Raw genomic sequence first — 15,669 nt, 5'->3', positions numbered from 1 at the left:
TCCTATTAACATCGTGAATAACGAATATTTCTGTGGACAATTCGTTACAGAAAAGAAACAACTTTTTGACAACTTACCCTATAACAAAAACCCCTTGCGAAAAACAAGAGGTTCTACTACATATATATAACGTTGCCACAAACGCAGCTTTCTCTTCCCAAAACAACATACCCTACAGTTTCACAACATTAGCTGCTTGTGGTCCACGTGCTCCATCTACAATGTCAAACTCTACTTGTTGCCCTTCTTCCAATGACTTATACCCATCTTGTTGAATAGCAGAAAAATGGACAAATACATCGTCACCATCTTCACGCTCAATAAACCCAAATCCCTTTTCTGCATTGAACCATTTCACTCTTCCTTGCATGTTCATTCCATTCCCTTCACTCTAAAAATCAGGGTATTCGCCCCATATTTTGACTATAACGAATGACAACATATGAAGTCAAAGAAGACTTATCGCCTTTTTCTTATCCCTTTCGACACTGCCATATTAACTTCTACAAAGTGTCAAACTAGATACTTCCCTTGCCCCTCTTTCATATAACAAACTTCCGATTTGCCTGACCGTAATCCCTGTCGTATACACGTCATCAACGAGTAAAATATGTTGCCCAGAAAACATCTCTTCTCCCTGAAAATAAAAAGGATTGCTTCCTGACACCCTTTCTTTACGTGTCTTCTTACTTTGCTTTTCTGTTTCCCTTCTTCTTAATGATGGATAAGAAATTTTGACAGGCAAACAAGTTGCTAATAACTCAGCTTGATTAAAACCACGTTCAACTTCCCTTTCCTTACTAAGCGGAACAGCGATAACAGTTGAAACATTGGCAAAACACTTTTGAAATAAACTTCGAAAAGGACGATAAAAAATGTGCACTAACTCTGCATCCCCCCGAAACTTAAACTGCGCTACTATTTCTTTCATCTCATCATCATACATATATAACGAACGGTTTTTAAAAGAACGATACTTCTCCTCTTTCATCCACCTTATACAATCTATACAAATACCGTCTTCTTGAAATGAGGCAGGAACAAATTCTAAAAGTCGCCCGCACTCCATGCAAATTTCTCCTATAATATAGGAAAGTTTCTGCTCACATCTATCACATATATATTTTCTATGACACTTTACAAAAAAAGTGTACCAACTAACCTTTTCTACAAAACACTCATCACAAAGTAAACAATGCATTAATCGATCAATCCTTGTTCTTTCGCATTTTTATTCATACCTTGAATATGTTTTTTCGCGCGCACCATCGCCTCTGTCTTGCCATAGTGAAAATAAATGACCTCTCCATACGGTGCTTCAAAGCTCCGCCCTGCTCGGCCCGCAATTTGTACGAGCGCACTTTCTGAAAATATTTCTTCTTCCGCCCCTAAAACTGCAACTTGCAAATTTTTCACCGTTACGCCTCGCTCTAAAATTGTCGTTGTAACTAATAATGGGATTTCTCCCTTTCTGAACGCTGCGACTTTCTCTTTTCTCATCGGATCTTCTGCATGTACCCCTTCAACTTTATTATGCAATGATTTCAATAACGAGCTTATTTCTTCTATATATCGTACATGGGGAACGAATAAAAAAACAGGATACTTTTTGTTTAAGTGCATCTTTAACCATCGTAGTAAAACTCGAGGAATTCTTTCACGGTTGAGGCTTTTCTTCCAATTTCCGCACCAGCAAAATAGAGGAACTGGCAACGGATGACGGTGATATCGTCCAGAAACAATAACACCTTTTTGTTCACCTTTTCTAAATTTTCGCTTCCACGTTTCATCTGGAGTCGCAGTTAAATAAATACGCGCCGCTTTTTCTTTCATCGCTTGTTTTACCGCGTACTGTAACATTTGATCTGCACAATATGGAAAAGCATCTATCTCATCTACAACCATGACATGAAATGCCCTATAATAACGTAATAATTGATGCGTGGTCGCAACGACTAGTACTGCATCTTTTTCTTTATCTACACTCCCTCCATATAAAGCCGCTACCTTTATATATGGAAATACTTCTTGTAATCTCGGTGCTAATTCCAAAACAACATCCGTTCTTGGCGTTGCGATACAAACTCTTTCTCCTTTTTGAAGCGCTTCGTTAATACCGTAAAACAACATCTCTGTTTTCCCAGCCCCGCATACAGCCCAAATAAAAAATGATTCTTTTTGCTTAATAGCCTCTATAACTCCTTGCGCCGCCAAATTCTGGCCAGTAGACAACGTCCCGTTCCACTGTAACAAATTTGAATTCTTTTCTCTCTTTCTTTCAGCAATCCCGCGAACAAGTACAGCACATTCACTTACTCTCCCCATCGTTATACACTTCCGGCAATATGTGCACACTTTACTGCACCTTTTACATAAAAACGACGCAAATAGCCGCCGATCTACATTTCCACAGCGTTGGCACATATATTTAGAATTCTTCTTTTTTACACCTTGTACACATACAATCTCTCCCTTCTTTTTCAAATCGTTTAATTTCCTCTGTAAATCTGAAGAAAGTTCTTCTAATAGCAACTGTTTCCCCGCTACCATCAACAATCACCTCCAGCACTACTATAAACCTTTCTCATCATCTCGTAAAAACTCAAAAAAGCCGATAACCTACTTATAAAATAGTAAGCTATCGACTTTATACACGTTTTTTATTCTTTTATAAATCCTAGAATCGACCGTAACCTAAGAAATGTTTTTGGTTATATGAGCTATTGATATCACCGTACGCAATTCCTTTATCACTAGCATGAATCATTTGACCATTACCAACGTAAATACCGATGTGAGATGGACCTGCTTTATAAGTACCTTGGAAGAATACTAAGTCTCCTGGTTGTGGGCTACCTACTTTAGAAACTGAGTTCCAGTAACCTGCAACGTCTTGACGACCTACACCAAAAATGTAAGAAATGAATCCACTACAGTCAAAACCACCGTTTGATGGAGATGCACTTCCCCAAACATATGGCTTACCTAAATATTGCTTAGCTTTACCAATTACGCCAGTATCCGGTGGAGTTGGTGCTGAGTTTTGCTCTGGTGTTTTCTTTTCTGCTTTAGGTGCCTCTTTTTTAGGCTCTTCCTTTTTAGGTTCTTCTTTTTTAGGCTCTTCTTTTTGAGCTTGTCCACCATTGTTTGCTGGTGCAGCTTGCTCTGCAGGTGCTTGTGCTGGCTGAGCTTGTGCAGCTTTAGCAGCTTGCTCTGCTTGTTTTTGAGCAGCAGCTTCTTGTGCAGCTTTTGCTTGTGCTTCTTCTTCTGCAATGCGTTGTAATTGTAATGCTTGTTTCTCAAGCTCTTTCAATTGACCTTCCGTACTTGTCATTGAAGTTACAACTGTATCCATTTTACCGCTTAAATCGTTTACCGCTGCTGCTTTTTTCTCTTTTTCAGCGTCAAGTTCTTTCTTAGCAGTTTCAATTTGAGCTTGTGCTTCTTTTAATTCTTTTTGTTTCTCTTTTACCGTTGCAACATCTTTTTTCACACTAGCTTGATCTTCTTGTTGTGTTTTCATGATATCTTCATCAGACTCAAGAATTTTAGAAACAGAAGTTAAACGATCAACTAAATCTGCAACGTTTTTAGAGTTTACAAGAACTTCTGTTACAACGTTCGTATTTGGTTGTTCTTGAAGTGCAACTAAACGCTTTCTTAATAGCTCTTCACGTTTTGCAATCTTTGTTTGTAATTCTGCAATATCTTTATTTTTCTTTTCAATTAATTGCTCAGTATCAGAAACTTTTTTCGTTGTTTCATCAAGCTTTGCAGCATTCTCTTGAACAGATTTATCTAAACCTTGAATTGTTTTGTTTAAGTCATTCATTTGTTTTTGTAATTCATCACGTTCTTGTTGTTGTTTATGTAAAGTGTCATTTTGTGTATTAATTTGTGATTTCACGTCAGAAATTTTATCTTCTGCAAATACATTTGGTGTTAGCCCAGAAAACATTAACCCTGCAACTAATGCGCAAGATGTCATTTTTAGCTTTTTCATTTTATTTTTTACACCGCTTTCTTTTTCTTTTTCCGTATATAACCTATAAAATTTATACCATAATTCGGGATTTTTTTTGCTAATGTTACGTTTTTGTAAAACAAATGTAATATTATATGTATCTCTAGCGCAAAATTCGTATATTTTTGTATATATGTGTAGAAATTTATATACTTTTCTCACTTCTGTAAAAAAAGAAAAAACGTAAGGAATCCCTTACGTTTTATTAAATATACGAATACAAATGAAATGCTACTTCATCCATTTCTCAGCCCAGTTTTGGACCTCATCCATAACACTTTCTAACGCTTTTCCCTTGTCAGTTAAGCCATACTCGATTCGAACTGGTACTTCTGGATAGACATTACGAACTACAATGCCCTCGCTTTCCAATTCCTTCAAACGCTCTGACAACATACGATCGCTCATATTTGGGATAATATCTGCGATTTCTCTAAAACGTTTCGACTCTTCAAGCAAAGATTTAATAATTAAGCCAGTCCACTTCTTACTAAGCAGAGTAAAAGCTGACTCAAACTTTGGACATAAACAAGAATTATGCTCCATATGTTTCACCTCTCTTCTATTATAATATAGTTTCTTGTAAAAAGTAAGTTATAAAACTTTCCTCATTATTTTATTTTACGTACATTTTACCATTTCCAAATATTAACTTGTCAACTAAACGTAACATACCCGTAAAAAAACCCTCTTAAAAAGAGAGCTTTTTATATCTTTATTACTTCGTATACCATCCAAGACCTAATGCGCCTTCACCTAAGTGCGTACCAATTACAGCTCCAAAATAACCTGTACGAATTGTGACGTGAGGATATTTTGCTTCTAATTCTTTCTTCCATTCATTCGCTTCTTCTTCACGTTGTGCATGAATGATAACTGCTTCCATAGGTACACCTTTACTTGCTTGTTCATCAAAAATTTCAATGATACGTTTTAATGCTTTTTTACGTGTACGAATCTTTTCAAACGGAATAATGATTTTATCTCTAAAATATAAAACTGGCTTCACTTGTAACAGACTGCCGATGAAAGCTTGCGCGCTATTCAATCGACCACCACGTTGTAAATGATGTAAATCATCAACTACAAAATAGGCGTCCATCGTTTTCTTCATTTTATCAAAACGAGCGATAATCTCTTTTGGGTTCTTTCCTTCACTTGCTAACTTTGCACCTTCACGCACATAAAATCCTTGTACTTCACAACTAATTTCAGAGTCATACGTGTATACATCAATACCCTCTACCATCTGTCCAGCTGTCGTTGATGTTTGATATGTACCACTAATTCCACTTGATAGGTGAATACTAATAACTGCATCATAATCTTTAGCTAGTTCTTCATATAGCTCAACAAACTTTCCGATTGCTGGTTGAGAAGTTTTTGGAAGTTCCTCTTGTTCACGTACTTTCACATAAAAATCATCTGCTGAAATTTCAGCTTCTTCTTGATAAGATTCTGTTCCAAACACAACGTTTAATGGAATCATATATATATTGAGTTCATCACGAATTTGCTTCGGTATATATGCCGTACTATCAGTAACAATAGCTATTTTCATTTTCGTACCTGCCTTATAAAAAGTTTTATTTCCTAATTTTACACGAAAACTACAAATGGTGCATCCATACATGAAAATGCCGGTTGAAATTATACCTACCATCTCGACAAATTACAACAAAAAGATAAAATACTCACCAAAAACTTCAGCATATTTAGAAAAAATGTTTGAATATAAAAAGGCTCGCTTTTAAAATGGAAAGTACTAGTCATTTTGATAGATAGGGGCGTACACAAGTGCTATTACAATATTTAACAATCAAAGACTACGGCGAACACGAAATCGTCATTCAAAAATCAAGATTTATTTGTTATATTAGCCGAGCAACGACTGAGGAAGAGGCTCAAGAATTTATACAAAAAATAAAAAAACAACATTGGAATGCAACACATAATTGTTCCGCTTATTTAATTGGCGAACAAGATCATATTCAAAAAGCAAATGATGACGGCGAGCCTAGCGGTACAGCTGGCGTACCAATGCTGGAAGTACTTAAAAAACGTGGACTAAAAGATACCGTTGTTGTCGTAACACGCTATTTTGGTGGCATTAAACTTGGTGCAGGTGGATTAATTCGTGCATATGGAAAGTGTACAAGCGAAGGCATTAATCATGTCGGTGTTGTCCAGCGAAAACTAATGCGTGTGATGCAAACCGAGATTGATTACACATTACTTGGCAAAGTGGAAAATGAATTACGCAATTCAAAATATGCCATTAAAGATATTCATTATCTAGAAAATGTCACATTTGATACGTATGTAGAAGAAGACGGCAAACAAGCATTTGCAGATTGGATGATTGAATTAACAAACGGGAAATGTACAATTACAGAAGGAGATATGTTGTACTTAGAACAAGATGTTATCTAAGCATAACCCATTTATCACCTTCAAAGATTAATGTAGTGAATTACTTCCCTACAAATGAACTAACGAACTAAGGAGATTATATATGGAAGAACGTTATTATCATCTCCAAAATAGCAGAATAAAAAAGAAGCGAAGAAGGAAACTTTTCTTCTTCCTTATTTTCGCATTTTTATTTGGCAGCATAGGAGTTTATGTGTTAAATTCTTACTCTTCTCTTATGGGGATGTATAGTGGTTTTACTCGTGAAAAATCAGATTTAAGAAACAAAGATGTAGAAATTACAAAAGAACCTTTTACAATTCTCATTATGGGTATAGAAGATTATGCGACAGATGGTCAAAATGGTCGTACAGACTCATTAATGTTTGCAACAGTCAGTCCAAAAACGCAAAAGATTTCACTTATGAGTATTCCTCGTGATTCTCGAGTTAAAATTGTTGGCAAAAATAAGGAAGACAAAATTAATGCTGCCCATGCTTACGGCGGAGAAGAAATGGCAATCAAAACTGTCGAAGGCTTTCTAAAAGTTCCTGTAGACCATTATCTGAAAATTGATTTCCAAGGCTTTAAAGGTATCGTTGATGCTGTTGGCGGCGTTACCGTTGACGTACCCTTCGATTTCTGGGAGCGCTCTGACGTGGATTACTACAAAAAAATTCAATTTAAGCAAGGACAGCAAAACTTAAACGGTGAAGAAGCACTTGCTTACGTCCGTATGCGAAAGCAAGATCCAAATGGCGATTATGGTCGAGCTGCTAGACAAAGACAATTACTGGCCGCTGTTGCTCATAAACTAAACTCCACCTCTACTGTATTTAAAATTAAAGATTTAACAGCTGTCGTTGGAAAATATATAAAAACCGACATTCCTATTTCAGACGGACTTGCTCTTTACAATAAACTTTCTGGATTTGATCCTTCTACAATGCAAACGTTAAAGCTTGAAGGCGAAGACAAAAAGATAGGCGGTATTTATTACTTCCTTCCAGATCCAATCAGTGTAGAAACGGTGCGTAACGAAATTGAAAAAGAATTAGGAGAAAAAGCAAAAAATCCAACTACAAAAAACAACTCAAATCCTGATTCAAATTCAAGTTCTAACTCTAACGAACAAACAAAAAAAGAGACAAACCAAAATAAAACACCAACTGATCCGCCACCTTCTACAAATGCTCATGCAGAGTGGATTATGCGCAATCAGCCGTAAAAAAAAAGGCCCAATCTATCCGATTGGGCCTTTTTTTATTTACTTATTAAAGTGTTGTAAAATCGCTTCTACAATACGCTCTGATGCACGACCATCACCGTAAGGGTTAGATGCTTTCGCCATCTTATCATGAGCTTCTTTATCTGATAACAACTCATCAGCAAGACCAAAGATTGTCTCTTCGTCTGTTCCTGCTAATTTCAGCGTACCTGCTTCAATACCTTCAGGGCGCTCTGTTGTATCACGAAGAACAAGAACTGGTACCCCAAGTGATGGAGCTTCTTCTTGTACACCACCAGAATCCGTTAACATTAAGTATGAACGAGCTGCAACATTGTGGAAATCAATTACATCTAGCGGCTCAATTAAATGAATACGGTTATGTTCACCTAAAATTTCATTTGCTATTTCACGAACAACAGGGTTCATATGAACAGGGTACACAACTTGTACATCTTCATGCTTATCAACAAGACGCTTAATTGCACGGAACATATTACGCATCGGTTCACCTAAGTTTTCACGGCGGTGAGCTGTCATAAGTACAAGACGATCATTTCCAAGTTTCTCTAGTACAGGATGACTATATGTTTCTTTTACAGTCGTTTGTAACGCGTCAATCGCTGTATTTCCTGTAATGAAAATACGTGACTCATCTTTATTTTCCTTCTGTAAGTTCGTTGCTGATTTTGCTGTTGGTGAGAAATGCAGATCCGCCATTACACCTGTTAATTGACGATTCATCTCTTCTGGGTATGGAGAATACTTATCCCACGTACGAAGGCCCGCCTCAACATGACCTACTGGAATTTGATTATAAAAAGCAGCTAAGCTTGCAATAAATGTTGTTGTTGTATCACCATGTACAAGTACAATATCCGGCTTCGCTTCTTTCATTACTTTATCCAAACCTTCTAAACCACGCGTTGTAACATCAATTAAAGTTTGGCGGTCTTTCATGATATTTAAATCGAAATCTGGCGTAATTCCAAAGATACTTAATACTTGATCTAACATTTGGCGATGCTGTGCTGTTACAGTCACAATCGATTCAATTTTTTCTGGGTGTTTTTGCAACTCTAATACAAGAGGTGCCATTTTAATTGCTTCTGGACGTGTCCCGAAAATTGTCATTACTTTTAAACGTTCAGTCATGTGATTGCCTCTTTTCTTTCACTAATTACAGCTTCTATTATGACATATAAAAATATGCATGAGTACATCCCTTTTTAACGCATAATAGAAACATGTCTATTACAAATACTTTTTCTTCCCACCGAGTAATAATCTATCTTTTGTTTCTTAACATCTTCATCAGTATAACAATTTCTCCCATCAAATAAAATAGGCTCCCTCATAAGTTGTACGTACTTTTCTAACGGATAAGTTTGAATATCTTCCCATTCTGTTACGATAAAAACCGCACTCGCATCTCTAATCGATTCATCTATACATCTACTATATTGTATAGCATCTCCAAATATATTTTTTACATATTGAATTGCTTTTGGGTCGTAAAGAACAATTTCTGCACCTATATTAAGTAATGCTTCTATTATAATAAGAGATGATGCCTCTCTAATATCATCCGTATTCGGTTTAAAGGATGCGCCAAGAACTGCAATCCGCTTTTTACTCATGTTCATAACTTTTTTCGCTTTTTCAATCAATAGCAGCTGTTGCTTATTATTTACTTCAATAACCGCTTTTAACAAACGAAAATCATGAGCAACATTTCCCGCAATTTGCACCAACGCTTTCGTATCTTTCGGAAAACACGACCCTCCGTAGCCAATGCCCGCATTTAAAAAAGATGCACCAATTCTCTTATCCATTCCCATCCCTTTGGCAACATCCAATACATTCGCGCCTACCTTCTCACATATATTTGAAATTTCATTAATGAAACTAATCTTTGTAGCTAAAAAGGCATTCGACGCGTATTTAATCATCTCTGCACTTTTAATATCTGTAACATACGTCTCTAAACATAATTCACTATACAAACTCTCTACTCTTCTTGCTACTTCCTCACTATCCGCTCCAATTACAATACGATCTCCATGAAAGAAATCATAAATACCTGAACCTTCACGCAAAAACTCTGGATTCGATACGATATGTACTGTATGCCTCCCTTTTAACTTCTCCTCAATCCATCCCTTCATTACATCATTTGTACCTACTGGAACTGTACTTTTCGTAACAACAATAATATCGTTCGTCGCATATAATCCAATATCGTTACAAGCACTCTGAATATACGTTAAATCTGCCGTCCCATCTAATAAAGGTGGTGTTCCAACTGCAATAAATATAAACTCTACATCATCAAATGCCTCTTCTTTATTTGATGTAAAAGTTAAAGCATTATTCTCATATGCATAATTTATTAATTCATGTAATCTAACCTCATAAATAGGTAAATCCCCTTGTTTTATCCGTTCAATTTTTTCATCATCTATATCAAAACATGTAACTGAATGCCCTAATTTTGCCAATCCTACTCCTGTAATCAATCCAACATATCCAGTACCTACTATCGTAATTTTCATTTCCTTTTCGCACAGGAATTTACAATAGAAAAGATATGAAATATAGAACTCTCCCTGCGCTTCCCCCTCTCATATTAAAAATGAGAAAACCCTTTTCCTTCTTCATTATATGAATTACTTCCCTTACTTTTTTTAAAGTTTTTGTAAAATTAAATGCACTATAAAGTAAAACTTAATCAGTGAGAATCAGGCTGCCAGGTCACGCGTAATAAATTCCCACATTTTAACACGAAACTTACTCATTTCTACGTGCAACACTTATAATACTGAAATAAAAGTATTCACTATCGAAGAAAAAGAGGAAATGTCACATTCCGAAGTCCAGTACGATTAACCTTCTCATATGATTCAACATTCTATATACAATTGTCATATATTCTATTCGCTTCCATTAACCGTAAAAAGAAAAAAAGATTGAATTCTAATCTTTTTGTGATACCATATGTTATGAGCCTGTAAATAAACATCATAATTTTCAGATAAATATATTTTCAAAAAAAAATTACGTTAGACTATAAAGGGTGGGGTATTAATGGACTCACAAGTGATTTATGCCATTTTGGCATCTTTCATCACTGTACTCGTCGTTACTCCTTTAGTTATTAAATTAGCTTTTAAAATAGGAGCGACAGATAAGCCAAACGCACGTAAAGTGCACCAAAAGATTATGCCACGTCTTGGCGGGTTAGCAATATTTATTGGTGTAGCTGTAGGATTTGTTGTCGGCGGCTTATATGAGCAAAGAATGTTATCGATAACGCTAGGTGCGATTATCATTGTAATCATCGGAATTTTAGATGATATGTACGAGTTATCTGCGAGAGTAAAATTCGGTGGACAACTGTTAGTTGCCATTATGATTGTAAAAAGTGGATTATTAGTGCAAGTATTATATATCCCATTCCTTGGGGATACTGAACTTGGATGGCTTGCTTATCCAATTACAGTATTTTGGCTTGTAGGTATTACAAATGCAATCAACTTAATTGACGGCTTAGATGGATTATCTGCTGGGATTTCATCTATCGTACTTGCAACGCTAGCATATATGGCCTTCACTAGCCCATGGGGTACTGGAACAGCTATTATCTTGCCACTCGCATTAATTATATTAGCAAGTACAATTGGATTTTTATTCTACAACTTCCATCCAGCAAAAATTTTCATGGGAGATACAGGAGCACTATTTTTAGGATACTGTATTTCTGTTATATCGTTACTTGGATTATACAAAAGTGTAACGTTATTCAGTTTTATCGTTCCAATTATCATTTTAGGTGTACCTATATTTGATACGATATTTGCAATCATCCGTCGTATCGTAAATAAAAAACCTATTTCAGCACCAGATAAATCGCATTTACATCACCGCTTACTTGCAATGGGATTCTCTCATCGCAAAACGGTACTAATTATATACGCATTCGGTATTTTCTTTAGTGTAAATGCCATTATTTTCACTACTGCAACATTATGGTTATCCATTATTCTTCTTTTCGCTTTGATTTTCTTCACAGAAATCATCGCTGAAATAATCGGGCTTGTACATGAACGCTACAAACCAATCATTTCCTTTTATAAAAAAGTGAAAAAACGCGAAGACTAATTGTAGTATAGCCTTTTCAATTATGAAATATTCAAATAGCATCCTCTTTCTTATAAGAGGATGCTATTTTTTATTCCATATTTTATATTTCCAAAATATAGATTGTTTGAGAGTTCCTCTATTGGAGAAAGATATACATAATAAGAAAAGTATCAAGTTTTCTTTTTTACATCTTGATTGTCAAACTGAGGGTGAATGTTATGATCAAGCGAGTATTTCAATGTATTATTTTATTTTTAACGATTACTATGTACGTATCATCTAATACTGAAGCAACAACTGTTATTCCTGCTGAATATCATCCAAATGCTGAAACAACTTCTCCTACACAAAAAATTGCGTACTTAACATTTGATGACGGGCCAAACAAATATACTACACAAATTTTAAACATCTTAAAAGAAAAGAACGGAAAAGCAACTTTCTTTGTTATTGGTGGAAAAGTACCACATTATAAAAAGACAATGCAACGATTAATTAAAGACGGACATTATATCGGACTTCACAGTATGTCACACGATGTAAAACGCCTTTACACTGGTGACCCTTCCACTTTAATTGCAGAAATGGAGCAAACACAAAGCATTGTCCAGCAAGTTACGAAATTAAATACACATCTCGTTCGCGTTCCATATGGTAGTATGCCTTACTTAAAAAAGAATTACCGTGACGCACTTGTATCGGCCCAGTATAAAATGTGGGATTGGACGATCGATACATACGACTGGAAAAGCTATGACAATCCTTCTGCCATACTCGAAAGAGTACGTAATCAAAGTGATGAACAAGTCGAAGTCATTTTAATGCATGATTCGAGTGTAACCGTACAAATACTGCCAAAAGTAATTGATTATTTACAGTCACAAGGATACAAACTTCTTCCCTATAATCCTTCTTCTCATCTCAAGGTAAATTTTTGGAAAGACACAAGATTGTAACAGCTTTAGTGCCTATGTGCTAAAGCTGTTTTATTTTTCTCTTCCCACCCTTCCCATTTTTGTGTAAAATTTTAAATAGTGATGAAGTTTCGAGGTGAATAGAAATGAAACGAATAGATCTCATTTTTAACGCAATACAAAAAGGCAATTATACAGAAGGTGTAACCGCATCAGAACTCGCTACATTTCTGCAACTAGATCGCGCCAATGTAAGTAGCGATTTAAACAAACTTGTAAAAGATAAACTTTTATTAAAAACAAATACGCGACCTGTTCGTTTTTACATAGAAACGAACACTTCGTTGGAAACGCATTCAAAAGAAGTAACTTCATTGGATACATTTGCAATTGAAAATACGAGCCTTAAAATTGCAATTGAAAAAGCGAAAGCTTCTATTCTCTATCCTCCAAACGGTATGCATACTTTACTACTGGGAGAAACAGGGGTCGGAAAGTCTATGTTTGCTTCTTTAATGCACGAATATGCAATTGAAGTTGAACAGCTTCCCAAAGATGCACCATTTATCGTCTTTAACTGTGCTGATTATGCAAATAATCCACAGTTACTACTCGGGCAATTATTTGGGATTAAAAAAGGAGCTTATACAGGAGCAAGTGATCAAAAAGGGTTAATTGAAAAAGCACATGAAGGAATTCTTTTCTTAGATGAAGTACATCGCCTGCCTCCAGAGGGACAAGAAATGCTTTTCACCTTTATTGACCGCGGGGTATACCGCCGCCTTGGAGAAACAGAGAACGAACGTAAAGCACAAGTATTAATCATTACTGCAACAACAGAAGAACCAAATTCATTTTTATTAAAAACATTTACAAGACGTATACCGATGACTGTTACGCTGCCACCACTTCGTGAGCGTACACATAAAGAGCGCTTTGCTTTACTACAGCTATTTTTCACAAATGAAGCAATTCGTCTGCGAAAAGACATTCACGTTAGCCCAAATGCAATGCGTGCTTTCGTCTTTTACAATTGTCCCAATAACATCGGTCAATTAAAAACAGATGTTCAAATTGCCTGTGCGAAAGCCTATTCTGATTTGGTCACAAAGAAACGTGATTCTGTCTATGTTTCAAGTACAGATTTACCTTGGTATATGAAAGAAGGGTTGTTCATTGAAAGGAAGAGCCGTCACTTATACCAAATACCAAATGAAACATTTGTATTTACAGGTGAGGAAGGTTGGAGTAATCATAAAACAGAAGATGAAAAACGCTCTTCTATTTACGATTATATTGACTATAAATACGAAGAACTTCAAGCACGTGGTATTGAAGAGGAAGAATTAGAATTACTAATAGAAAATGATGTTCAAAGCTTTTTCGTACAATATTTTAACCAAATATCCAAAAAAACAAGCCATGAAAATGTTTTTAAAATTGTGGATCGTAATATCGTTTCCGTATGTGAAAAAATAGCGGAACTTGCTGAAAAGCATTTATCTAAGACGTTTGATGAAAAAGTATTTCTTGCTTTAAGTTTACATGTACAGACAACTCTACAACGTTTACAAAGCGGAAAACAAATACATCACCCACAATTAAATCAAATTCGTACGAAATATAAAGAAGCTTTTTCCGTAGCTATGCAATGCATTCAACTACTGGAGGAAGAATTACAAATAACAATGCCTATTGATGAAGCTGGCTTTTTAACAATGTTCTTCGTTGTTGATCCAATTCCTGCCTCACAAACAGAAGTAAAAGTATTAATATTAGCACACGGTAATGGCATCGCAACTGAAATGGCAAACGTTGCAAACGAACTTCTCGGCATTGAGGAAGTAACCGGTATTGATATGCCGTTACACGAATCACCGAAAGATTTCTTGGAACGTGTGAAAGTGTATATGAAAACACTACAAAATGTAAATGGGCTTCTCTTACTTGTCGATATGGGGTCACTTGCTTATATCGGTGACATATTAGAAACGGAGTTCAAAATCCCTGTACGTGTTCTCTCGATGACGAGCACACCACATGCACTAGAAGCAGCTCGAAAAGCTCAGCTCGGTTATTCATTAGATGCGCTGTATGAAACAGTAAAAAATTTAACACCATTTTACTTAAACGTACAAGAAGAAAAGAAAAAACCTCTCTCTCCAATGAAATCTGTTATTTTAACAGCTTGTTTAACTGGTGAAGGAAGTGCTTTAGCTATTCAAAAAATGTTAGAGAACTATTTACGATTTGATAAAGACTTAATTGAAATTATTCCGATTAGTATCGTCCATGAAAAAGATTTAACGAAAATGATCGAGAACATAAAAAAAGAGCGTAATATCATTTGTATCGTCACGAATTTCGATGTGCAAGTGCCGTGCTTAACATATCATTTCCAAGACATCGTAAACTACACAGCGATTCAGCCTATTCAAGAATTAATTACGTATGAAGAAACATATGCAAAAATGGCGGATATTCTTGAACAACAAATGCAGCGTAACGATGGGGCATTACTTATTAAAACAATTCGTTACGCATTAAATACAATTCAAGAATTAATTTCCTTACAGCTAACTCCTGATAGCTTAATGGGGGTTATTCTGCATATGAGCTGTATGGTTGACCGTCTTCAAAAAGGAGAAAGCCTTCTTCCTCACCCTGATAAAGAGAAAAGAAGACAAGATGAATACTGGATGTATATGAAAGTAAAAAAAGCATTGCAACCGATTGAAAATACATTTGAAATACAAATACCTGATGACGAAGTATTTTACGTTATGGACTTCTTTATTAAAAATCAGCCTGTTAAAAATTAATTGAGGCCGTTTTTAAAAATATCGACCGTAACGTGAGTTATATCGGCGCAACTCAGATTATATCAGCGATTTTCAAAACATATCGATTTACCGACAATAATCGCTAAAACTAGCACCTTATATAAT

12 protein-coding genes and 1 pseudogene are annotated in these 15,669 nt (G+C 35.7%); 5 read left to right on the top strand and 8 right to left on the bottom strand.

Annotation, left to right across the window (positions count from 1 at the left end; translation table 11 throughout):
• Positions 1-172: 172 nt before the first annotated feature.
• The 6 genes and pseudogenes from cspC to ACTFP3_RS19385 form a co-directional block, all read right to left on the bottom strand.
• Positions 173-370 (bottom strand): cold shock protein CspC, encoded by a 198-nt coding sequence (gene cspC / locus ACTFP3_RS19410; RefSeq protein WP_001990088.1) that lies wholly within the window; start codon positions 368-370, stop codon positions 173-175.
• Positions 371-496: 126 nt separating this feature from the next.
• Positions 497-1,201, bottom strand: a complete 705-nt coding sequence (locus ACTFP3_RS19405; protein ID WP_326035784.1) for a ComF family protein — start codon at positions 1,199-1,201, stop codon at positions 497-499.
• Positions 1,201-2,550, bottom strand: coding sequence for an ATP-dependent helicase ComFA (comFA, locus tag ACTFP3_RS19400; protein WP_326035783.1), 1,350 nt, complete (start codon positions 2,548-2,550; stop codon positions 1,201-1,203). The genes ACTFP3_RS19405 and comFA overlap by 1 nt, the downstream gene beginning before the upstream one ends.
• A gap of 127 nt (positions 2,551-2,677) precedes the next feature.
• Positions 2,678-4,107, bottom strand: a pseudogene (locus ACTFP3_RS19395) (C40 family peptidase).
• 148 nt (positions 4,108-4,255) lie between these two features.
• Positions 4,256-4,570 carry a winged helix-turn-helix transcriptional regulator gene (locus ACTFP3_RS19390; protein WP_000400857.1) on the bottom strand — a complete coding sequence of 105 codons (315 nt, stop codon included), beginning with the start codon at positions 4,568-4,570 and terminating at the stop codon, positions 4,256-4,258.
• A 172-nt stretch (positions 4,571-4,742) separates the two neighbouring features.
• Positions 4,743-5,585, bottom strand: coding sequence for a DegV family protein (locus ACTFP3_RS19385; protein WP_098900072.1), 843 nt, complete (start codon positions 5,583-5,585; stop codon positions 4,743-4,745).
• Between the two features lie 236 nt (positions 5,586-5,821).
• On the opposite strand from ACTFP3_RS19385, the gene ACTFP3_RS19380 reads away from it, so the two are divergent.
• Positions 5,822-6,457, top strand: a complete 636-nt coding sequence (locus tag ACTFP3_RS19380) for a YigZ family protein (RefSeq protein ID WP_086385578.1) — start codon at positions 5,822-5,824, stop codon at positions 6,455-6,457.
• A gap of 82 nt (positions 6,458-6,539) precedes the next feature.
• Positions 6,540-7,664, top strand: a complete 1,125-nt coding sequence (locus ACTFP3_RS19375; RefSeq protein WP_086385579.1) for an LCP family protein — start codon at positions 6,540-6,542, stop codon at positions 7,662-7,664.
• Positions 7,665-7,703: 39 nt separating this feature from the next.
• On the opposite strand, the gene wecB is transcribed toward ACTFP3_RS19375, so the two are convergent.
• Positions 7,704-8,819 carry a non-hydrolyzing UDP-N-acetylglucosamine 2-epimerase gene (wecB, locus tag ACTFP3_RS19370; protein WP_000140145.1) on the bottom strand — a complete coding sequence of 372 codons (1,116 nt, stop codon included), beginning with the start codon at positions 8,817-8,819 and terminating at the stop codon, positions 7,704-7,706.
• A 74-nt stretch (positions 8,820-8,893) separates the two neighbouring features.
• A complete protein-coding gene (locus ACTFP3_RS19365; protein WP_065224409.1) occupies positions 8,894-10,219 on the bottom strand; it encodes a UDP-glucose dehydrogenase family protein in 1,326 nt (441 codons plus the stop codon).
• 532 nt (positions 10,220-10,751) lie between these two features.
• Here ACTFP3_RS19365 and ACTFP3_RS19360 point away from each other — a divergent pair.
• From ACTFP3_RS19360 to ACTFP3_RS19350, 3 genes are all read left to right on the top strand, one after another.
• A complete protein-coding gene (locus ACTFP3_RS19360; protein ID WP_246961609.1) occupies positions 10,752-11,825 on the top strand; it encodes a glycosyltransferase family 4 protein in 1,074 nt (357 codons plus the stop codon).
• Between the two features lie 200 nt (positions 11,826-12,025).
• Complete coding sequence (locus ACTFP3_RS19355; RefSeq protein WP_089607725.1) at positions 12,026-12,763, top strand: polysaccharide deacetylase family protein; 738 nt, start codon at positions 12,026-12,028, stop codon at positions 12,761-12,763.
• 104 nt (positions 12,764-12,867) lie between these two features.
• Complete coding sequence (locus tag ACTFP3_RS19350; RefSeq protein WP_326035782.1) at positions 12,868-15,543, top strand: PRD domain-containing protein; 2,676 nt, start codon at positions 12,868-12,870, stop codon at positions 15,541-15,543.
• Positions 15,544-15,669: the final 126 nt, after the last annotated feature.

Source organism: Bacillus cereus group sp. MYBK5-2 (assembly GCF_051915685.1).
Lineage (GTDB): Bacteria > Bacillota > Bacilli > Bacillales > Bacillaceae_G > Bacillus_A > Bacillus_A cereus.
The sequence above is the reverse complement of the archived record's forward strand: the minus strand, read 5'-3'. Positions and strand labels throughout refer to the sequence as shown.

What these genes read in the sequence shown, in the direction of transcription:
- cspC (WP_001990088.1), bottom strand. Translation starts at nt 370, where the DNA reads ATGCAAGGAAGAGTGAAATGGTTCAATGCAGAAAAGGGATTTGGGTTT.
- ACTFP3_RS19405 (WP_326035784.1), bottom strand. Translation starts at nt 1,201, where the DNA reads ATGCATTGTTTACTTTGTGATGAGTGTTTTGTAGAAAAGGTTAGTTGG.
- comFA (WP_326035783.1), bottom strand. Translation starts at nt 2,550, where the DNA reads ATGGTAGCGGGGAAACAGTTGCTATTAGAAGAACTTTCTTCAGATTTA.
- ACTFP3_RS19390 (WP_000400857.1), bottom strand. Translation starts at nt 4,570, where the DNA reads ATGGAGCATAATTCTTGTTTATGTCCAAAGTTTGAGTCAGCTTTTACT.
- ACTFP3_RS19385 (WP_098900072.1), bottom strand. Translation starts at nt 5,585, where the DNA reads ATGAAAATAGCTATTGTTACTGATAGTACGGCATATATACCGAAGCAA.
- ACTFP3_RS19375 (WP_086385579.1), top strand. Translation starts at nt 6,540, where the DNA reads ATGGAAGAACGTTATTATCATCTCCAAAATAGCAGAATAAAAAAGAAG.
- wecB (WP_000140145.1), bottom strand. Translation starts at nt 8,819, where the DNA reads ATGACTGAACGTTTAAAAGTAATGACAATTTTCGGGACACGTCCAGAA.
- ACTFP3_RS19365 (WP_065224409.1), bottom strand. Translation starts at nt 10,219, where the DNA reads ATGAAAATTACGATAGTAGGTACTGGATATGTTGGATTGATTACAGGA.
- ACTFP3_RS19360 (WP_246961609.1), top strand. Translation starts at nt 10,752, where the DNA reads ATGGACTCACAAGTGATTTATGCCATTTTGGCATCTTTCATCACTGTA.
- ACTFP3_RS19355 (WP_089607725.1), top strand. Translation starts at nt 12,026, where the DNA reads ATGATCAAGCGAGTATTTCAATGTATTATTTTATTTTTAACGATTACT.
- ACTFP3_RS19350 (WP_326035782.1), top strand. Translation starts at nt 12,868, where the DNA reads ATGAAACGAATAGATCTCATTTTTAACGCAATACAAAAAGGCAATTAT.